This window comes from Rhizobium sp. TRM96647 (genome assembly GCF_025780115.1).
Lineage (GTDB): Bacteria > Pseudomonadota > Alphaproteobacteria > Rhizobiales > Rhizobiaceae > Mycoplana.
Map to the genome: position 1 here is coordinate 252,177 of NZ_JAOXHF010000005.1, position 18,537 is coordinate 270,713.

Here is an 18,537-nt window from a genome sequence, read left to right on the forward strand (position 1 = left end):
CAGGACCATGGCGGATTTCCTGACGGGGTTCGCATTCTTTCTGGTGATCGAGGGGCTGGTGTACGCACTGGCCCCTTCGTCCTTGAAGCGAATGGCGGCGCTGCTGCCGGCGGTCCCGGAGGCGCAACTGCGCCTCTTCGGCCTCGGCTCCATCGCGCTCGGCGTCGGCCTCGTCTGGCTGATCCGGGGCTAGGCGCGTGCCTGGTGGAGTGCCTTGTGGATAAGGCGGGCGGTGCGATTGCGGGATGCCGCCCCACCGACGCATCTGTCCGGCAGCGGCTGCGGCCTGATCGCGGGCCGATCACGAAGATTTAACGGACGACGGCTGGACGGCCGCGGTCCGGCGGTTCCAATATCCCCAATTCCGCCGCATCCATGGCGATGATTGAGGGTCCAGCGAAGCGAAAGGACAGCGCAGATGGCATCGAGCAGCAGGTCACGACACTACGGCACGCGGGTGCTGGCGACGGCGCTTTCGGTGCTCGTCGCAGGCACGGCGCTGCCGTTCGCGGCCGCGCATGCACAGGCGCAGATCGCACCGCAGGGGGCCGTTCAGCCGACGCCTCCGGCTGGAACGCCGGCACCGCCGCCGCCGGGCGGCGCGATCCAGCCGCCGGCGATGGCGCCGCTGCAGTCGCCGCAGGGGCCGGAGTCGGTCGCAGACCTCGCCGAACGCCTGCTCGGCGCGGTCGTCAACATCTCGACCTCGCAGAACGTCAAGGCCGACGACGACGCGCCGACGCCGCAGGTGCCGGAGGGCTCGCCGTTCCAGGACCTCTTCGACGATTTCTTCAAGGGCCAGGAAGGCGAGGGCGGCAACGCGCCGCGCACCGTCAATTCGCTCGGCTCCGGCTTCGTCATCGATCCGGCCGGCTTCATCGTCACCAACAACCACGTGATAGAGGGGGCCGACGACATCGAGGCGAATTTTGCCGACGGCTCGAAGCTGAAGGCCACGCTCGTCGGCGTCGACAGCAAGACCGACCTGGCGCTGCTGAAGGTCGAACCCAAGGAGCCGCTGGTGGCGGTGCCTTTCGGCGATAGCCGCCAGATGCGCATCGGCGACTGGGTGATGGCGATCGGTAATCCGTTCGGCCTCGGCGGCTCGGTGACGGTCGGCATCATTTCGGCGCGCGGCCGCAATATCAATGCCGGTCCCTATGACAACTTCATCCAGACCGATGCCGCGATCAACCGCGGCAATTCCGGCGGACCGCTGTTCAACATGAAGGGCGAGGTGATCGGCATCAACACGGCGATCATATCGCCGTCGGGCGGCTCGATCGGCATCGGCTTCTCGGTGCCGACGGAACTGGCGCAGAACGTGATCGGGCAGTTGCGCGAATTCGGCGAGACCCGCCGCGGCTGGCTCGGTGTGCGCATCCAGCCGGTGACCGACGAAATCGCCGAAAGCCTCGGCATGGCCGATGCGAAGGGCGCTCTGGTGGCCGGTGTCATCAAGGGCGGGCCGGTGGACAACGGCGTGCTGAAGACGGGCGACGTGATCATCCGCTTCGACGGCAAGGACGTGGTCGAGATGCGCGACCTGCCGCGGGCGGTGGCCGAAAGCCCGGTCGGCAAGGCTGTCGACGTGGTGGTGATCCGTGACGACAAGGAGGTGACCGTCAAGGTGACCCTCGGCCGGCTGGAGGATGGCGAGAAGATCGCGGAAGCCAAGGCCACGCCGGATGCGAAGCCGGAGGACAAGGCGGCCCCCGGGCAGGCGCAGCCTGCGGCCCCCGTCGTTCTCGGCATGACGCTCGGCGCGCTCGACGAGGCAACGCGCAAGTCCTTCTCCATCGCCGATACGGTCAAGGGCGTGGTTGTCACCGCCGTCGACGGGGCCTCGGCTGCCGCCGAACGGCGGGTCCAGCCGGGCGACGTGATCGTCGAGATCGGCCAGGAGGCCGTGTCCTCGCCCGAGGATGTGAGCAAGCGCATCGGCGAGCTGAAATCGCAGGACCGCCGCAACGCGCTGCTGATGCTCGCCGACAAGACCGGCGCCTTGCGCTTCGTCACGGTCCGCATCGAATAGGACGCAACGCCAGGGTGCGCGCGTCACGCTTGCTGGCGTGGCGCGGGGAGGCCTCTGCGCCGCGCCGGCGGCGCAGGACAGGCTCTTTTCGCGCAAGGACTTGCGCGGCGGGGGCCGGTATGATGGAGGAAGAGCGGCAGCCGGAGGGGCGTTCTGCGTCTCGCGCGGAATGAAGATTTAGCGCGTGCGGAATGGATTTTTTCAGTTTTTTCCGTGGCTTGTCCGGACAATCGCCGAAATCGATTCACCGACTTCGCATCTCGATTCAGCGTCTGCCTGACACCGTCTTTCGTCCCTCCCACTGCGCGCGGGTGATCGCGTAGAAGGCGTGGCGGATGAGGTGGGGGTGGCTCGCCGGGACGCGCGGATGGTCGAAGTCGCGCGCGGGGTCGGGCCGCATGCCGATGCGGCTCATCACGGCAGTCGAGCGGGCGTTGTCGGAAACGGCGAAGGAGACGATCTCCTCGAGGCCGCAGCTTTCGAAGCCGTGATCGAGCAGCCCGGTCGCAGCTTCAGTCACGTAGCCCTTGCCCCAGTGCGGTCGCGCCAGGCGCCAGCCGATCTCGACGGTGCCGTCCGGCAGGATGGGTTCGAGATCGGTGCGGGCGAGGCCGCAGAAGCCGATCGGACGGTCGTTTTCGGCAAGAGCGATCGCGAAGAAGCCGAAGCCGGTTTCGCCGATTGCGTTCCGGAGCTTGTCGAACAGGGCGTCGGACTGGGGACGGCTGCGGCGGAAGGGGAAATAGGCCATCACCTCCGCATCGGAATTGATCTCGTGAAAGAGATCGCGGTCGGTCTCGACCCAGTTGCGGATCCGTAGCCGCTCCGTCCTGAGGATCGCCGTGCTCATGCGGACCGGGCGGGCGAGACGAAGTCGGCCTTGCGATAGCCCTGGATGTAGAGCAGGGCGGTCAGGTCGCCATGGTCGATGCGGATCCGGGCTTCGGCCGCCACCGCCGGCTTGGCGTGGAGGGCGACGCCGGCGCCGGAACGATACAGCATGCCGAGATCGTTGGCACCGTCGCCGACGGCCATGGCCTCTTCGGTGGAGATGCCGAGCCGGGCGCAGATGTCCTCCAGCGCGTCGACCTTCGCCTGCTTGCCGAGGATCGGTTCGCGGACCTCTCCGGTCATCCGTCCACCGTCCTCCAGCAGCACGTTGGCCCGGTTCTCGTCGAAGCCGAGCTGTGCGGCGATGCGGCTGGTAAAGACGGTGAAGCCGCCGGAGACCAGCGCGGTGTAATGGCCGTTCGCCTTCATGGTGGCGATCAGTTCGGGGCCGCCGGGGGTGAGCGTGATGCGCTTTTCGATGACGTCGTCGACCACCGAAAGCGGCAGGCCCTTCAACAGCGCCACGCGCTCGCGCAGCGCCGGCTCGAAGGCGATCTCGCCGTTCATGGCGCGGGCGGTGATCGCGGAGACCTCGTCCTTGAGGCCGACTTCGGCGGCCAGCTCGTCGATGCATTCCTGGCCGATCATGGTCGAATCCATGTCGGCAATCAAAAGCCTCTTGCGCCGTGTCTCGGCCTCCTGGACGACGAGGTCGACCGGGGCCGTGCCGATGGCGGCGGCCAGTTGCCGGCGCGCCGCCGCCTCGTTGGTGCCGTCGCGAAGCGGGATGTCGCAGGCGATGCCGTCGGCGAGCCAGTAGAGGCCGGAGGCTGCGACAGCATCCGCGGCCCGCTCGCCGAGCGCAGCTTCAAGGACCGGATTTGACGGATTGGCGATAAGCGTGGCAACGAGAGCCATGACGAGAATTCCTGAAGCTGAGACTGGCGCCATCCTGATAACCGGCCCGACCGCGAGCGGCAAGTCCGCTCTCGCGGTCCGGCTCGCCGCCAAGCACGGCGGCGTCGTCGTCAACGCCGACAGCATGCAGGTCTACGACACGCTGAACGTCCTGACTGCGCGGCCGCAGCCGGAGGATATGGGCGGCATCGAGCACCGGCTCTACGGCCATGTGCCGGCCGGGCAGGCCTATTCCAGCGGTGCATGGCTGCGGGAGGCGGCCGAGGTGACGCAGGATCTGCGCGCCAAGGGAAGGCTGCCGGTCTTCGTCGGCGGCACCGGCCTCTATTTCAAGGCGCTGACGGGCGGGCTGTCGGACATGCCGCCAATCCCGGCCGGCGTCCGCGACGCCTTGCGGGCGCGACTGGCCGAGGAGGGGGCGCTGGCGCTGCATGGCGAGCTTGCGCGGCGCGACCCGCAGACGGCCGCGACGATCCGGCCGGCCGACGGGCAGCGCATCCTGCGGGCGCTGGAAATCCTCGACGTTAGCGGCCGCTCGATCCGGGCGTTCCAGTCGGCGGCGGGGCCGGCGATCGTCGATCCCGCCCGCGCGCTGAAGCTCGTCGTCCTGCCGGATCGCAGCCTGCTGCATGTGCGCATCGACGGGCGTTTCGCGCAGATGCTGCGCCTGGGCGCCGTCGAGGAGGTGCGCGCGCTGCTGGCACTCGGCCTGCCGCCGGAGATGCCGGTGATGAAGGCGATCGGCGTGCCGCAAATCGCAGCACTCCTGGCTGGGGAGATGAGCGAGGCCGAGACGATCGAGCGGGGTGCTGCGGCGACCCGGCAATATGCCAAGCGGCAGATGACGTGGTTCCGCAACCAGATGGACGAAAGCTGGATCAGGACCGACCGCCTTTCGACCGCCTTCGGCTGACGGCCGGCCCGAACCGCCGGCGGTCGATCAGAGCGCGGGCAGCAACGCTGGGCCAGCAATGTGCTGCTGGGCTCAATGCCGGTTGCGGGCCAGCAGCACGGCCGATCTGCCGCCCACAGCAGCGCCGAGGGCAGGGTCGGAGCCCCCCGGATCACTTCCGCAGCAGGCTGCTCAGCGGCTTCTTCAGCAATTGCTCCCGGATCGACCCTTCCTTGCGGATCTCGCCACCGCCCTCGCCGAAGGCCGGGCGTTGTGGCTGCCGGGCCTGTGCGGCCCGGTCGCCGGCCTGCTCGTTCAATTCGCGCCGCAGTGCCTCGAAGCGGTCATGCGCCGACAGCGGGCTCGGCCCCTCCTGCATGCGCGGTAGCATTTCCGGTCGGTAGGGCTCGATTCCTGCGGGACCGGCCGGGGGCGGATCGTGCGGGAGTTCGTGGGCGGATGGCTGCGGGTCGCTCCAGGCCCCGCCATCGTCGGCACCGGTGCGCGAGGCCTCGTATTCTGCCGTCTGGCGTTGCGCGAATTCTGTCTCGGCGCTCAGGACGGAATTCTGGAAGGCGGAGATGTCCGGACCGGAGACGGAGCGCATGCGACCGACGATGGAGCGTAGGTCAACGCTGTCTGGCGTATCGTCGCTGGCCTTGACGGTGATGCCGTTCGCCTTTGGCAGGCGGTTTTCCTGCACGCGGGTGAATTTCATGCGCATCGGCACGGTCACGGCCTCGCCGAAGGCGATCGCCTCGCCATTGCCGATCGAGGAGATGAAGCTCGTGGTCGACGACGACGAGTTGGGGATCGCCGAGCGGATGATCTCCTGGTCCTGGTCGTTGGCGAGCCGCATGGCGAAGACGGTCGAGCACTGCGACAGGATCGTCGGGTCGAGTTCGCCCGGGCGCTGGGTGATGATGCCGAGCGAGACGCCGTACTTCCGGCCTTCCTTGGCGATGCGCGCGATCGCCTGGCGGGTCGGCAGGAAGCCGAGCCCGGCATCGGCCGGAACGTAGCGGTGCGCTTCCTCGCAGACGACCAGCATGTGCACGCCGCCGCTGCTCCACAGCCCGATCTCAAAGGCCATGCGGCAGAGCACCGAGGCGACGGAATTGACCACTTCGGAGGGAATGCCGGCGAGCTGGAAGGTGGTGATCGGCTTGCCTTCGCCGGGGATGCGGAAGATCCGCGCGATCGTGTCGAGGATGGTATCGGTAATCGTGTTCGAGGAGAACATGAAATGGTAGCGCGGGTCGTTGATCGCCGACATGACCTTGACCTTCAGCGAGCGAAGGTAGGGCTTTTCCGAGCGGCCCTCGAGCCGGCCGATGCGTTCGTCAACGAGCGCCAGCAGATCGGCGATGCGGTAGGGCACCGGCGTGTCGGCGGTGATCGAGCTCTTCTCGTTGCCGCGGCGCATGAGGCTCGATTCGCCCGAGCCGCGGAAGGCCTTCTTCGCCTCCGGGATCAGGTCGCGCAGCACGTCCAGTTCCTCGGGCACGGCCGGGCGGCCGCGGAAGATGACTTCCGAGAACTCGTCCAGCCGGAACAGCCAGAAGGGCAGGTCGAGCGTATCCGTCTCGATGACGACGGAATGATCGGGGAAGGCGGCTGCGAATTCGTTGTGCGGGTCGAGGATGAGGACGCGCAGCTTCGGATCGGCCTGGATCGCCTTGTGCAGAAGCAGCGTGACCGCAGTCGACTTGCCGACGCCGGTGGTGCCGACGATGGCGAAGTGCTTGGCCAGCATCGAGGGTACGTGGATCGTCGCGTCGAGCGTTTCGTCCTGCGTCAGCTTGCCGATCACGCAGACGTCGTTCAGCCCGGTGTCGTAGACGCGGGCGAGGTCGGCGGCGCGGATGCGGTGGGCGATCGCGCCGAGATAGGGATAGCGGGTGATGCCGGCGGAGAATTCCTCGCGGCCGTCAGGGCCCATGTGGACCTCGCCCAGCAATTCCACCTCGACATGGAAGACGGTGTCGCCGCCGATGGACCAGGTCTGCTGGTCGGTGCCCATCGCATAGACGAGCGCCACGACCCGGTTGTCGCCGACGGAGATGGAGATCAGCCGACCGACGGACCAGAGTTCGGTGAGCGCGGTTTCGCCGGCCTCGGCAACGGCGCTGATGGTCGCGCGCGATCCGCTGCAGGCGACGACCCGCCCGAGAAGGCGGTTGCCGGGCGCTTCCTCGTCGCGCCGTTCCTGTTCGCCGGCCGCCATCGAGTGGTGAAAATCGGTGTTCCGCAAATCGAAGCACTCCGGGTCCGTTTGCCGGGGGAATAACAGCAGTGGCTAAACCATTAACAGCCGCCGCTTAACAATGCGTTTCGCGGCCGCACGCCCGCATGCGGCAATCCATCGCCGGCGGCCACGGCCCGGCCGGAGAACGGGGGACGTGGATAACTGATTGACGGCCTGTGCATTAGCGTCTATCACTCCGCCCCATGATTTCGAACGTCGCGAAGATTCTTGTGGTGGGATGGCGCATGGGCAAGGTGGTGTAACCACCGGGCGAAAGCTCCCATGCGCGGTAAGCAGGCTCCACACGGGGCCTTTTTTTATGCCCCCGATTTCGCTAATCACATTTTCAAAACACGAGCTACGGACGGAAACATTCCGATGAGTGCAACTGAGAACCAGATGACGGGCGCCGAGATCGTCCTGCAGGCGCTGAAAGACAACGGCGTCCAACATATCTTCGGCTATCCGGGCGGCGCAGTCCTGCCGATCTACGACGAGATCTTCCAGCAGGAGGACATCCAGCACATCCTCGTTCGCCACGAGCAGGGGGCCGGCCATGCCGCCGAGGGTTATGCGCGCTCCACCGGCAAGGTCGGCGTCATGCTGGTGACCTCGGGCCCCGGCGCCACCAATGCGGTGACGCCGCTTCAGGATGCGCTGATGGATTCCATCCCGCTCGTCTGCCTGTCCGGACAGGTTCCGACCTCGCTGATCGGCTCGGACGCGTTCCAGGAATGCGACACCGTCGGCATTACCCGGCCGTGCACCAAGCACAACTGGCTGGTCAAGGACGTCAACGATCTCGCGCGCGTCATCCACGAGGCCTTCCGCGTCGCCCAGAGCGGCCGTCCCGGGCCGGTCGTCGTCGACATCCCGAAGGATATCCAGTTCGCCACCGGCACCTATGTCGCCCCGTCCGCCGCGCCGGCGCAGCATGCCTACGCGCCGAAGGTCCAGGGGGACCTCGCGCGGATCAAGGAGGCGGTCGAGCTGATGCAGGGCGCGAAGCGGCCGGTCATCTACTCCGGCGGCGGCGTCGTCAATTCCGGGCCGGAGGCCTCGCACCTGTTGCGCGAACTGGTCGAGCTGACCGGCTTTCCGATCACCTCGACGCTGATGGGCCTCGGCGCCTATCCGGCCTCGGGCAAGAGCTGGCTCGGCATGCTCGGCATGCACGGCACCTACGAGGCGAACCTCGCCATGCACGACTGCGACGTCATGGTCTGCATCGGCGCCCGCTTCGACGACCGCATCACCGGGCGGCTGAACGCGTTCTCGCCGAATTCCAAGAAGATCCACATCGACATCGATCCGTCCTCGATCAACAAGAACGTTCGCGTCGACATCCCGATCCTGGGCGACGTCGGCCGGGTTCTGGAGGACATGGTCCGGCTCTGGCGCGCCACCTCGAAGCAGGCGGGCAAGGAGCATCTTTCCGACTGGTGGGCCTCGATCGCCCGGTGGCGGGCGCGCAACTCGCTGGCCTACAAGCCGAGCGACGACGTCATCATGCCGCAATACGCAATCCAGCGGCTCTACGAGCTGACCAAGCACCGCGACACCTACATCACGACAGAGGTCGGCCAGCACCAGATGTGGGCGGCGCAGTTCTTCGGCTTCGAGCAGCCCAACCGCTGGATGACTTCGGGCGGTCTCGGCACGATGGGCTACGGCCTGCCGGCAGCGCTCGGCGTGCAGATCGCCCATCCGGACGCGCTCGTCATCGACATTGCCGGCGACGCCTCGATCCAGATGTGCATCCAGGAAATGTCAGCTGCGATCCAGCACGACGCGCCGATCAAGATCTTCATCCTCAACAACCAGTACATGGGCATGGTGCGCCAGTGGCAGCAGCTGCTGCACGGCAACCGCCTGTCGCATTCCTATACCGAGGCGATGCCGGATTTCGTCAAGCTTGCCGAGGCCTATGGCGCCGTCGGCCTGCGCTGCGACAAGCCCGGCGATCTCGATGGGGCGATCGAGGAGATGATTTCGGTCAAGAAGCCGGTGATCTTCGATTGCCGCGTCGCCAACCTCGCCAACTGCTTCCCGATGATCCCGTCCGGCAAGGCGCATAACGAGATGCTTCTGCCCGACGAGGCGACGGACGAGGCGGTCGCGAACGCGATCGACGCCAAGGGCCGGCAACTGGTCTAGAGACACCGGAGGAGAGAAGACCATGAACGCACATCTTCAGCCGACCGGTTCGGCCTATTTCATCGCTCCCGAGACCCAGGTTTCAGAAAACCACACGCTTTCGGTTCTCGTCGACAACGAGCCGGGCGTGCTTGCCCGGGTCATCGGCCTGTTCTCCGGCCGCGGCTACAACATCGAGAGCCTGACGGTGTCGGAAACCGAGCACCAGGCGCACCTGTCGCGGATCACCATCGTCACCCGCGGCACGCCGCACGTGCTCGAGCAGATCAAGGCACAGCTGGAGCGGATCGTGCCGGTGCACCGCGTCGTCGACCTGACCGTGCGCGCCAGGGACCTCGGCCACGAGCGGCCGCTGGAGCGCGAGCTGGCGCTGGTGAAGGTGTCGGGCACCGGCGACCACCGGGTCGAGGCGCTCCGCCTCGCCGACGCCTTCCGGGCCTCGGTCATCGACGCCAATACCGAGCACTTCGTCTTCGAGATCACCGGCAAGGTGTCGAAGATCGACCAGTTCATCGCCATCATGAAGCCGCTCGGCCTGATCGAGGTCTGCCGCACGGGGATTGCCGCGATGAACCGCGGCCCGCAGGGGATGTAGGCCGCCGGCGCGTCAGAACAGGCTGATGTCGGGCTTCTCCAGCATCAACCAGAGGATGACGAGCACGGACAGGAAGGCGGGAAAGCCGCAGGCGAACCAGATGCGGTAGAGCCTGCGCCATTCCGGCGGCAGCGGCGTCCCGCCGGCTGCCGCCACGCGCGCCAGGTTGCGCAGGCGGATCTGGATCCAGACCACCGGCAGCCAGAAGAGGCCAGTGAAGACGTAGAGCATCAGCGACAGGGCGATCCAGCCCTCGCTCAGCGACCAGCCGATTTCGCGGGCGAGCAGATAGCCGGTCAGCGGCTGGGCCACGACCGCAGTCGCTGTGAAGATGGTGTCGGCGATCACCACCGTTCCCGCCACATGGGCAATCAGCGCCGGCTTGCCGGTGCGGCCTGCCATGACCATGAAGAAGGCGATGCCGGCGCCGGTGCCGAACAGCACGGTGGCGCCGATCACGTGCAGCAGGCGGTAGACGAGTTCGGCTTCGATCATCGCTCATCCAGCAGTGCAAGGGTGGTCAGGGTGAGGGCGAGGGCCGGCAGCACCTTGACGTACGGGCCGAGCGGATCGAGCCAGAGCGCCGGTTCGAGCAGGGTGCCGCCGGCGAGATAGGCGAGGGCCAGCGCAGCCTGGCCGACGAGGGCGATGCGCGCGGTCGGCCGCCAGAGCAGCAGCAGCCCCAACACGATATCGAGGAGCGAGGTCGCGGCCGTCAGGCCGAGTGCCGCCGCCTGCGGCATGAACGGCGCGAAATGGGCGGCCGCACGGCCGAGGTCGAGGAACGGCACGAGCCCGGAGAGGATCCAGAACAGGGCGAGCGTGACGATGAGAACCGGCTTGGCGAGATAGAGCCTTGCAAACCACAGGTCCTGCACGCCGGCAGGGTTGCGGACGAGCGTTTCGCGCGCCGACGACAGCGGCCGGTCGAGCCTTGTTTCGCCGGCCGCAATGCCGCCCGCCATGACCTGCATGGCGGTGCTGCGCAGCGGCGAGCGCCAGCCGAGGCGCCCGGCAAGGTCCGCCAGCCGCGATACCGGCGCTGCGATCGCGTCGGGCAGGGCAAGGGTCTTCGCAGGCGGCAGGCCGAGCCATGCGCGATGCAGGGCGACCAACTTGCCGAGATCGGGCGCATCGGCTGCGAGATCGACGTCCGTTCCGGACGGCAGTCTGCCCTCGATCGCCTCGTGCACGCATTCCGCCACGTCCTCGACCGAGACCGTCTCGACACGGCGATCGGAAAAGGCCAGCGGCGTCACAAAAGGCAGGGCGGCCAGCGCCCGCAACAGCGCCGAACCGCCATGGGCGTTGCGGCCGAGCACGAGCGCCGGCCGCAGGATGACGTGGTCGAGGCCGGATGCGGCCAGTGCCATGTCCGCTTCGGCCTTCGTCGAGAGGAAGGGCAGGTCTTGTCCGCGGTCGGTCCGGGCGGAGATCTGCACCACGAGCCGGAGACCGCTTTTCCGGGCGGCCTGATAAAGCGCCAGCATGGCGTCGCGTTGCGTGGCCACAACGTCGTCGCGCTGTCCGTCCTGCAGCGCGCCTGCGCAATTGACGACAACCTCGACGCCGTCGAGATACGGTGCCCAGCCTTCCACGCTCTTGAGACCGGACAGGTCGGCGCGATGCCAGCGCACGGACGGGAAGCGGTTTTTTGCGTGCACAATGTCACGGCCGAGGCCGGCAAGAACGTGGCCGTCGCGGGCAAGCCGGGCGAGCACCGCGGAACCGACAAAGCCGTTTGCGCCGAGAATCAGGATGGTCATGCGCACGACTATTGCGTTTGGCAGCCCCGCTGCACAAGCGTTGCGACAGGCCTGTCCGTCGTTCAGATCATCGCAAGCGGCGTCTTCCGCTTCGGCGGCGGGAAGGCGGCGTCGAGGGTGGCCATGTCCTCGGGCGTCAGCTTCAGGTCTGCGGCCTTGCGGTTTTCCGCCACGCGTTCGAGCGAGGACGATTTCGGGATGGCGACGATCTGGTTCCGCGCCAGCACGAAGGCGAGCGCGACCTGGGCTGCGGTGGCACCGCGGCTGCCGGCGATGCGGACGAGCGCCGGGTGGCGGACGAGGCGGCCCTCGTCGAGCGGCGAGTAGGCCATGGTGACGATGCCGCGCTGCGCGCTCCAGGGCAGGAGGTCGAACTCGACGCCGCGGCGGGCGGGATTGTAGAGCACCTGGTTGGCCGCGACGTTGCCGCCACCCTCGACAGCAAGCAGTTCCTCCATGTCGTCGACGTCGAAATTGGAGACGCCCCAGGCGCCGATCTTGCCCGCCGCCTTCAGGTCCTCGAAGGCCGCGACCGTGTCGGCAAGCGGATGGCGGCCGCGCCAGTGCAGGAGATAGAGGTCGATCCGCTCCGTGCCGAGTCGCTTCAGGCTGGCCTCGCAGGCGGCAACGGTGCCCCTGCGACTGGCATTGGAAGGCAGCACCTTGCTGACGAGAAACACGTCGTCGCGCCGGCCGCGGATCGCTTCCCCGACCACCTGTTCCGAGCCGCCGTCGGCATACATCTCGGCGGTGTCTATCAGCGTCATGCCGAGGTCGATGCCGGCCTGCAGGGCGCGGATTTCGGCCGGCGCGGCAGCACCGCTCTCGCCCATGTGCCACGTACCCTGGCCGAGGGCGGGCACGCTGCGACCGTCGGGAAAGGTGATCTCGTGCGGGTTGGCGCTCATGTCGTTCTCCGGGGAAGGGGCATTCATCACGCTGACGAATGACAGTATGACAAGAATTGGCTGGTCCTTCCATGCGCATCGCCTATCAAGGGTGGAGATGACACGCGCCGCGGAGGGCGTCTTGCCGTTCGAGATCTTCCTGACGCTCGTCGTTTTTGCTTTCACCACCTCCATCACGCCGGGACCGAACAACATGATGCTGTTCGCCTCCGGCGTGAATTTCGGCTTCGTCCGTACCATTCCGCACATGTGCGGCATCGGCGCCGGCTTCCTGACGCTGCTTCTCGGCGTCGGGTTCGGGCTCGGGGCGCTCCTGGAAGCCGTTCCACTCGTCTATACGGCGCTGAAATTCGCGGGCGGCGGCTACCTTGTCTGGATCGCCTGGAAGATCGCCACCTCCGACAGCCTGAGCGACCGCAAGGCCGGCGCCCGGCCGATGACGTTCCTGGAGGCGGCAGCGTTCCAGTGGGTCAATCCCAAGGCGTGGGTGATGGCGGTCTCGGCCATGGCGACCTATACCGAGCCTGCCCACTACACGATGAGCGTGCTTCTCGTCGGGGTGGCGTTCGCCCTCGTCAACTTCCCGAGCGTTTCGACCTGGGCGGGATTCGGATCGGTGCTGCGCGAATGGCTGTCGGTTCCGGCGAGGCTGCGCGCCTTCAACGTGACGATGGCGCTGCTGCTGGTGGCGAGCCTGTGGCCGATGCTGCGCTGAGGCCGCCGCGGCCTCATGCGTCTTCCATCTGCCGGTAGCATTCGTCGGCGACGGCGCGAAGCGCCTCGGCGGAGATCTCGCCGGTGACGGCATAGCCGATCGGGCCGTCAATCCAGTAGAAGGTGCGCAAGGGATCCTGCACGTCGAGGCGGAAGCTCGTCTCGCTGTTTTCGTCGTTGCGGCCGATCAGCATCGTCAGCCGCCGGCCGGCCGGGTTCTGGTACATCAGCAGCGCGCCGGGCTTTCCCGCGACCGGAACCAGCCGGCCGCCGACGAGGGCGTAGCCGAGGCCTGAGAGGTCGGGGACGCGCAGGCGGTAGTCCAGCCGCTTGCCGAGCCAGGTGGCCAGATGCTCCTGCTGATCCGCCCCCACCTCGACGGGATGGCGGACCTCGCTGGCATAGATGAGGAAGGCCGAGCGCGCCTCGGCCGCCAGTACCGTGTCGGCGGTCCCGGCCGCGGGGGAGGCGCCTGCGGGCAGCATCCGGCCGGTGCCGAAGCCTGCGGCGAAGACCAGGAGCGCTGCCGCGGCGGCGATCCCGGTGCGTAGGATGCGGGCGCGCACCCTGCCGTGTCCGGCGCTGGCGGATGCGGACGGCCCGCCTTCGGGCCTGAGCAGGTCGGGGTCGCCCAGGCGGGAGACGTAGTCGCCGGCGAAGGCGTCGCGGATGCGTTCGTTCTGGCTCCACCAGCCGGCCACGCGCTCCGCCTCCTGCGGATGGGCCTCGAGCCAGGCCTCGACCTCGGCGCGGCGGCCGTCATCCAGCAGGCCGTCGACATAGGCGTGCAGGTCGTTCTCGCCGACTGTGGCCTTTCCTTCGTTCATTTCGGTCTCCTGAGGGGGACGATGTTGTCCTTTGCCAGCCGCTCGGCCAGCTGATGGCGGGCGCGCGACAGCCGCGACATGACCGTGCCGATCGGGATCTGCATGATCGAGGCCGCCTCCTGATAGGTGTAGCCTTCGACGACGACCAGCATCAACGTGGTGCGGATGTCGGGGTTGAGCGTGTCGAGGGCGGCACGGATGCGGGCGCGTTCCAGCGGATCGCCGGTGCGGTCGGTATCGGCGAGTTCCTGCGCCTCCTCGATCGCCGTGGTCGGCCACCGAACCCGCACGCGGTGACGGTTGCGATAGAGATTGGTCATGATGGTGAAGGTCCAGGCGCGCAGGTTGACGCCGCGCCATTGCGCGCGCCGTTGCAACGCCGTCTCCACGCAGTCCTGCAGGAGGTCCTCGCCATCGGCATCCGTGCGGGTGAGGCTGTGCGAATAGCGCCTGAGGCCGGGGACCAGCACCAGCAGGGCGTCCTCGAAGGCACCGGCCGTGCCGTCCTCCGGCGCCTGCCGGGCATGGCCTGCCCGGTGCCTCGATCCGTCTGCGTCATCCTCAGGGCCGTGCGGCATCCCAGACGCCTTTCACACCGTCGCCGGCGACGTCGCCTTCCTTCTTGTCCTTGATGAAGAAGTAGAGCGGCATGCCGTCCTTCGCCCACTGTTTCGTGCCGTCCTTGCGCTCGACGAGGCTGTAGCCGTCGCCGGGCGCCGCATCCGCGCCGGCCATCAGCGGCGGCCAGTTGACGGCGCACTGATCGTAGCAGGTCGAGGCGCCCTTGCTATCCTCCTTGTAGGTGTAGAGCGTCATCCCGTTCTCGCCGGCCAGCACCTCGCCCTTGTCGGTCTTGACGGTCTTGATGGGGGCGGCGGCGAGGGCGGCCGCGGCAGAAAGCAGAAGGGCGGTGGCGGTCGTTGCAAGCATCGTCGTTCTCGTCGTCGTTCTCATGGCAAGGGTTCCTCGTTGCGAATTGGTCGATCCCGGCTCACGCGGGTGCAGCCACGGGACAAACATCGGACAAAGGAGATCGGCGGTTTATTCCCGCATCGGTCGCGCTGCGGCTTGCCATGGAGCGGCAGCGGGCGCAGGCTCTGCCGTCGAGCCGCGGAAGCGGAACGAATGCAGGCGGAACACGTTTCGCCTCCTGCCTACAGGGTCTGCTCACCGGGAAGGACGCCATGGCGACGCGCATCTTCTGGAAAGGCTATCTGAAGCTCTCTCTCGTCACCTGCCCGGTGGCGATGACGCCGGCGACGAGCGAGGACGAGAAGGTGCGGTTCCACACGCTGAACCGCGCCACGCAGAACCGCGTCGTCAGCCGATACGTCGATTCCGTCACGGGCAGGCACGTCGACCAGGACGACGAGGTGAAGGGATACGAGCGCGGGGAGGGCGAGTTCGTCCTGCTCGAAGACGACGAGCTCGATGCGGTCGCGCTCGAAAGCACGCGCACGATCGATATCGAGACCTTCGTGCCGCGCGACAGCGTCGACTGGATCTGGTTCGACAAGCCGCATTACCTGACGCCCAACGACCCGGTCGGCGAGGAGGCGTTCAGCGTCATCCGCGATGCGATGGCCGCAAGCAGGATGGTCGGCATCTCGCGGCTCGTGATGTATCGCCGCGAGCGCGCCGTGCTGCTGGAACCGCGGGACCGGGGCATCGTGCTCTGGACGCTGCGCTACGGCGAGGAGGTGCGCCAGCCCGACGCCTATTTCGAGGACATGAAGACGATGAAGACGGAGGCGAAGCTGATGACGCTCGCCGAGACCTTCATCGAGGAGAATACGAAGCCATGGACGCTGGAGATGGCGCAGGACCCGGTGCAGGACAGGCTCCTGGAGATCATCGCGGCGAAGAAGAAGGGGCACAGGAAGCCCACGAGGGAGAAGGCGGAGGCGCCGCAGGCGACCGCCTCCAATGTCATCAACATCATGGATGCGCTGCGAAAGAGCGTGGCGGCCGAGCGCAAGCCGAAGAAGACGTGACCGGCCTTCGGGGGCGTCCATCAATCCGGGCCGCGGTCAGGCGGCGCGCCCCTTGCGCGCACCGGCGCCGGGAAGCGGGGCGGCGGACTTGCGGAAATCGGCCCAGGGATCGGACGGCAGCGCCGCGAGCCGCTTTCCCGCATTGAGGACCGTGAAATGGGCGGGGCCGAGGGACGCGTCGAGTTCGTCCCAGGCGAGCGGCATCGAGACCGGCGCGCCCGGCCGCGCCCGGGTGGAGTAGGGGGCAACCGCGGTCTGGCCGCGCTGGTTGCGCAGGTAGTCGATCAGGATCTTGCCGCCCCGCTTGGCCTTGGCGATCGTCGCGACGTACTTCTCCGGGTTGTCGGCGGCCATGCGGTCGGCCAGATCCTTGGTGAAGGCCTTCGCGTCCGGCCATTCCGCCTTCGGCTTCAGCGGCGAGACGACGTGAAGCCCCTTGCCGCCGGAGGTCTTGACGAAGGTGGCAAGACCCAGATCCTTCATCCGGTCGCGGATCTCCAAGGCCGCCGCGATCACGTCGCTCCAGGCCACGCCCGGCCCGGGATCGAGGTCCATGATGATGGTGTCGGGCTTTTCCCAGTCGGCGGTCGTCGCTCCCCAGGGATGGATTTCGAGCGCGGCCGACTGCACGAGGCCGGTCAGGCCGTCGAAATCTCCGATCGCGATATAGGGCGCCTCGGCGGGTTCCCTTGGATCGGCCACGAGCGTGATGTGTTCGTTGATCCCCTTCCAGGGATGCTTCTGGAAGAACTGCTGGCCGTCTATGCCGTCCGGGCAGCGCAACAGCGCCAGCGGCCGGTCGACGACGAAGGGCTCCATGAAGGGCCAGACCTCGGCGTAGTAGTCGGCAAGGCCGCCCTTGGTGACGCCCTCCTTCGGCCAGTAGACGCGGTCGGGATGCGTCAGTTCCACGGATGAATTCGGTCTGGCGGCGGATTTCGACATGGTCGACCTCTTGTTTCCGTTTCCGTTTCTGCCTCTGGCAGCGGTTGCGGCCGTCTCGCGAACGATGTCCTTCGGCGACTTGTCCTCGCGGATGCCGCGGAAGGCGGCGTGGCGCAGGTGGCCGTCGGCCGTCCAGGCCCGGAATTCGACCTCGGCGACCAGTTCGGGTCGCACGAAGCGGGTGCCGCGGGCCTCGATGGCGGTGAGCGGCGCCGCAAAGGGGCTGGCATCGGCCTTCAGGCGTTCGAGGCGCCTTGCCAGGTCGATCGCGAGCGCATGGCTGAAGCCCGTGCCGACGCGGCCGATGTGCTCCAGCCGGTCGCCGTCGTAGACGCCGAGGACGAGCGATCCGACCGCCTTGCGTGCGGTCGAGGAGGGGACCCAGCCGGCGATGACGAATTCCTGGCTGAGGGCGCACTTGGCTTTCAGCCAGCCCTTGCTGCGGCCGGACCGGTAGGGATCGTCGGCCACCTTCGAGACGATGCCTTCCAGTCCCAGCCGGCAGGCGTGCTTCAACAGCACCCCGCCGTCGTCCTCGAAGTCGGAGCTGTAGCGAAGCATGCCCGTCTCGGAGGAAACGATCGTGCGCAGCAGGGCCTTGCGCCGGACGAGCGTCGCCGCCGTCAGGTCGTAGCCGTCGAGATGCAGGAGGTCGAAGGCATAGTAGACGAAACGGTCGGTCCGCCCCTCGCTGAGGTCCGCCTGCAGGGCGGAGAAGTCCGATGCGCCGGAGCCGCTTTCGACGACGAGTTCGCCGTCGATCAGCGCGTTGCCGACGGGCAGGTCGCGGAAGGCGGACAGGAGCTGCTTGCCGAACCTGTCCGTCCAGTCCAGCCCGCTGCGAGTCAAGAGCTTGGCCTTGCCGGCCTCGACGCGCGCCTGCAGCCGGTAGCCGTCGAACTTGATCTCGTGCAGCCAGCGCGTGCCGGCCGGAGGCTTCGCCGCGAGCGTCGCCAGCGACGGCTCCACGAAGGCCGGCAGCCGTGCCTTCCGGGCGCCCTCGATCTTCGCTGGATCGCCGGGCGTGATCGCCGCCGGCCCGGCTTCGTCGATGCCCGCCTCCCTTGAGCCGGCCGCAGCCTTGCCGGTCTTGCGCGCGGCCTTCTTCGTGATCCGGCCCGTCTTCGACGACCAGCCGGGTTCTTCGCCTGCGACATCGGCGATGAGGCGGCCGGTCTTGACCGATTCCGGCCGCTCCTCGAGGATGTCGGGATCGCCTTCGTTGCGGGCGTCGTCGTCCTCGCCCTTGATGAGCAGCCAGTTCTCCCGGCGTTCGCCGGGCTTGCCTTCCATGCGCACGAGATGCCAGAGGCCGTGCAGTTTCTCGCCGTGGAGCGCGAATTCGAGGTGGCCCTTGGCGTAGCCTCTGTGCGGATCCTCCAGCGGTTCCCAGGTGCCGCGATCCCAGACGATCACCGTGCCGCCGCCATATTCGCCCTTCGGGATGGTGCCCTCGAAGCCGCCGTATTCGAGCGGGTGGTCCTCGACATGCACCGCCAGCCGCTTCTCGCCGGGAACGAGGCTCGGGCCGCGCGTCACGGCCCAGCTCTTCAGGACGCCGTCCATCTCGAGCCGGAAATCGTAGTGCAGCCGGCGTGCGTCATGCTTCTGGATAACGAAGCCGGCACCGCCGGCCTTCGTCCTGCCGCCCCGCGGCTCGAAGGTCTTGTCGAAGTTGCGCTTGCGGCGATAGGTTTCGAGCGCCAT

The 18,537-nt window shown here is 67.5% G+C and carries 17 protein-coding genes; 7 read left to right on the forward strand and 10 right to left on the reverse strand.

Features of this window, described 5'->3' with window-relative positions:
* The first annotated feature begins 7 nt into the window (after positions 1–7).
* Positions 8–193 carry a DUF2065 domain-containing protein gene (locus OCK02_RS11740; protein WP_263813219.1) on the forward strand — a complete coding sequence of 62 codons (186 nt, stop codon included), beginning with the start codon at positions 8–10 and terminating at the stop codon, positions 191–193.
* Positions 194–418: 225 nt separating this feature from the next.
* Entirely contained in the window at positions 419–2,035 is a 1,617-nt protein-coding gene (locus tag OCK02_RS11745; protein WP_318530104.1) for a DegQ family serine endoprotease, read from the forward strand.
* A 265-nt stretch (positions 2,036–2,300) separates the two neighbouring features.
* On the opposite strand, the gene OCK02_RS11750 is transcribed toward OCK02_RS11745, so the two are convergent.
* Together OCK02_RS11750 and serB are read right to left on the reverse strand one after the other, a co-directional pair.
* The gene (locus OCK02_RS11750) at positions 2,301–2,885 is read right to left on the reverse strand and encodes a GNAT family N-acetyltransferase (RefSeq protein WP_263813220.1); all 585 of its coding nucleotides are present in this window, start codon (positions 2,883–2,885) and stop codon (positions 2,301–2,303) included.
* Positions 2,882–3,784, reverse strand: a complete 903-nt coding sequence (gene serB / locus OCK02_RS11755; protein ID WP_263813221.1) for a phosphoserine phosphatase SerB — start codon at positions 3,782–3,784, stop codon at positions 2,882–2,884. Before serB ends, OCK02_RS11750 begins: the two co-directional genes overlap by 4 nt.
* On the opposite strand from serB, the gene miaA reads away from it, so the two are divergent.
* Positions 3,783–4,697, forward strand: a complete 915-nt coding sequence (miaA, locus tag OCK02_RS11760) for a tRNA (adenosine(37)-N6)-dimethylallyltransferase MiaA (RefSeq protein ID WP_263813222.1) — start codon at positions 3,783–3,785, stop codon at positions 4,695–4,697. The genes serB and miaA overlap by 2 nt on opposite strands.
* Positions 4,698–4,848: 151 nt before the next feature.
* Here miaA and OCK02_RS11765 read toward each other — a convergent pair whose 3' ends face one another.
* On the reverse strand, positions 4,849–6,903 hold the full coding sequence (locus OCK02_RS11765; RefSeq protein ID WP_263813369.1) for an ATP-binding protein: 2,055 nt from the start codon (positions 6,901–6,903) through the stop codon (positions 4,849–4,851).
* Between the two features lie 399 nt (positions 6,904–7,302).
* Here OCK02_RS11765 and OCK02_RS11770 point away from each other — a divergent pair, with 399 nt between their 5' ends.
* Both OCK02_RS11770 and ilvN read left to right on the forward strand, forming a co-directional pair.
* Positions 7,303–9,081 (forward strand): acetolactate synthase 3 large subunit, encoded by a 1,779-nt coding sequence (locus OCK02_RS11770; protein WP_230804877.1) that lies wholly within the window; start codon positions 7,303–7,305, stop codon positions 9,079–9,081.
* A gap of 22 nt (positions 9,082–9,103) precedes the next feature.
* Positions 9,104–9,676 carry an acetolactate synthase small subunit gene (gene ilvN, locus OCK02_RS11775; RefSeq protein WP_230804886.1) on the forward strand — a complete coding sequence of 191 codons (573 nt, stop codon included), beginning with the start codon at positions 9,104–9,106 and terminating at the stop codon, positions 9,674–9,676.
* A 12-nt stretch (positions 9,677–9,688) separates the two neighbouring features.
* On the opposite strand, the gene OCK02_RS11780 is transcribed toward ilvN, so the two are convergent.
* From OCK02_RS11780 to OCK02_RS11790, 3 genes are all read right to left on the reverse strand, one after another.
* Complete coding sequence (locus tag OCK02_RS11780; protein ID WP_263813223.1) at positions 9,689–10,171, reverse strand: DUF2269 family protein; 483 nt, start codon at positions 10,169–10,171, stop codon at positions 9,689–9,691.
* Positions 10,168–11,442 (reverse strand): SDR family oxidoreductase, encoded by a 1,275-nt coding sequence (locus tag OCK02_RS11785; RefSeq protein ID WP_263813224.1) that lies wholly within the window; start codon positions 11,440–11,442, stop codon positions 10,168–10,170. Before OCK02_RS11785 ends, OCK02_RS11780 begins: the two co-directional genes overlap by 4 nt.
* A 62-nt stretch (positions 11,443–11,504) precedes the next feature.
* A complete protein-coding gene (locus OCK02_RS11790) occupies positions 11,505–12,350 on the reverse strand; it encodes an aldo/keto reductase (protein WP_263813225.1) in 846 nt (281 codons plus the stop codon).
* 121 nt (positions 12,351–12,471) lie between these two features.
* On the opposite strand from OCK02_RS11790, the gene OCK02_RS11795 reads away from it, so the two are divergent.
* On the forward strand, positions 12,472–13,065 hold the full coding sequence (locus OCK02_RS11795; RefSeq protein ID WP_263813226.1) for a LysE family translocator: 594 nt from the start codon (positions 12,472–12,474) through the stop codon (positions 13,063–13,065).
* A gap of 13 nt (positions 13,066–13,078) precedes the next feature.
* Here OCK02_RS11795 and OCK02_RS11800 read toward each other — a convergent pair whose 3' ends face one another.
* The 3 genes from OCK02_RS11800 to OCK02_RS11810 are packed head-to-tail and all read right to left on the reverse strand — an operon-like array spanning position 13,079 to position 14,845.
* Positions 13,079–13,891 (reverse strand): anti-sigma factor family protein, encoded by an 813-nt coding sequence (locus tag OCK02_RS11800; RefSeq protein WP_263813227.1) that lies wholly within the window; start codon positions 13,889–13,891, stop codon positions 13,079–13,081.
* Positions 13,888–14,469: an RNA polymerase sigma factor gene (locus tag OCK02_RS11805; protein ID WP_263813228.1), complete on the reverse strand. Its 582-nt coding sequence runs from the start codon at positions 14,467–14,469 to the stop codon at positions 13,888–13,890. The genes OCK02_RS11800 and OCK02_RS11805 overlap by 4 nt, the downstream gene beginning before the upstream one ends.
* Positions 14,453–14,845, reverse strand: a complete 393-nt coding sequence (locus OCK02_RS11810) for a hypothetical protein (RefSeq protein ID WP_412178809.1) — start codon at positions 14,843–14,845, stop codon at positions 14,453–14,455. The genes OCK02_RS11805 and OCK02_RS11810 overlap by 17 nt, the downstream gene beginning before the upstream one ends.
* A gap of 230 nt (positions 14,846–15,075) precedes the next feature.
* Here OCK02_RS11810 and OCK02_RS11815 point away from each other — a divergent pair, with 230 nt between their 5' ends.
* Positions 15,076–15,885, forward strand: a complete 810-nt coding sequence (locus tag OCK02_RS11815; protein ID WP_263813229.1) for a Ku protein — start codon at positions 15,076–15,078, stop codon at positions 15,883–15,885.
* 36 nt (positions 15,886–15,921) lie between these two features.
* Here the strand turns inward: OCK02_RS11815 and ligD are convergent, their stop codons facing one another.
* The gene (gene ligD / locus OCK02_RS11820; protein WP_263813230.1) at positions 15,922–18,537 is read right to left on the reverse strand and encodes a DNA ligase D; all 2,616 of its coding nucleotides are present in this window, start codon (positions 18,535–18,537) and stop codon (positions 15,922–15,924) included.

What these genes read in the sequence shown, in the direction of transcription:
- OCK02_RS11740 (WP_263813219.1), top strand. Translation starts at nt 8, where the DNA reads ATGGCGGATTTCCTGACGGGGTTCGCATTCTTTCTGGTGATCGAGGGG.
- OCK02_RS11745 (WP_318530104.1), top strand. Translation starts at nt 419, where the DNA reads ATGGCATCGAGCAGCAGGTCACGACACTACGGCACGCGGGTGCTGGCG.
- OCK02_RS11750 (WP_263813220.1), bottom strand. Translation starts at nt 2,885, where the DNA reads ATGAGCACGGCGATCCTCAGGACGGAGCGGCTACGGATCCGCAACTGG.
- miaA (WP_263813222.1), top strand. Translation starts at nt 3,783, where the DNA reads ATGACGAGAATTCCTGAAGCTGAGACTGGCGCCATCCTGATAACCGGC.
- serB (WP_263813221.1), bottom strand. Translation starts at nt 3,784, where the DNA reads ATGGCTCTCGTTGCCACGCTTATCGCCAATCCGTCAAATCCGGTCCTT.
- OCK02_RS11765 (WP_263813369.1), bottom strand. Translation starts at nt 6,903, where the DNA reads ATGGCGGCCGGCGAACAGGAACGGCGCGACGAGGAAGCGCCCGGCAAC.
- OCK02_RS11770 (WP_230804877.1), top strand. Translation starts at nt 7,303, where the DNA reads ATGAGTGCAACTGAGAACCAGATGACGGGCGCCGAGATCGTCCTGCAG.
- ilvN (WP_230804886.1), top strand. Translation starts at nt 9,104, where the DNA reads ATGAACGCACATCTTCAGCCGACCGGTTCGGCCTATTTCATCGCTCCC.
- OCK02_RS11780 (WP_263813223.1), bottom strand. Translation starts at nt 10,171, where the DNA reads ATGATCGAAGCCGAACTCGTCTACCGCCTGCTGCACGTGATCGGCGCC.
- OCK02_RS11785 (WP_263813224.1), bottom strand. Translation starts at nt 11,442, where the DNA reads ATGACCATCCTGATTCTCGGCGCAAACGGCTTTGTCGGTTCCGCGGTG.
- OCK02_RS11790 (WP_263813225.1), bottom strand. Translation starts at nt 12,350, where the DNA reads ATGAGCGCCAACCCGCACGAGATCACCTTTCCCGACGGTCGCAGCGTG.
- OCK02_RS11800 (WP_263813227.1), bottom strand. Translation starts at nt 13,891, where the DNA reads ATGAACGAAGGAAAGGCCACAGTCGGCGAGAACGACCTGCACGCCTAT.
- OCK02_RS11805 (WP_263813228.1), bottom strand. Translation starts at nt 14,469, where the DNA reads ATGCCGCACGGCCCTGAGGATGACGCAGACGGATCGAGGCACCGGGCA.
- OCK02_RS11810 (WP_412178809.1), bottom strand. Translation starts at nt 14,845, where the DNA reads ATGAGAACGACGACGAGAACGACGATGCTTGCAACGACCGCCACCGCC.
- OCK02_RS11815 (WP_263813229.1), top strand. Translation starts at nt 15,076, where the DNA reads ATGGCGACGCGCATCTTCTGGAAAGGCTATCTGAAGCTCTCTCTCGTC.
- ligD (WP_263813230.1), bottom strand. Translation starts at nt 18,537, where the DNA reads ATGGCGCTCGAAACCTATCGCCGCAAGCGCAACTTCGACAAGACCTTC.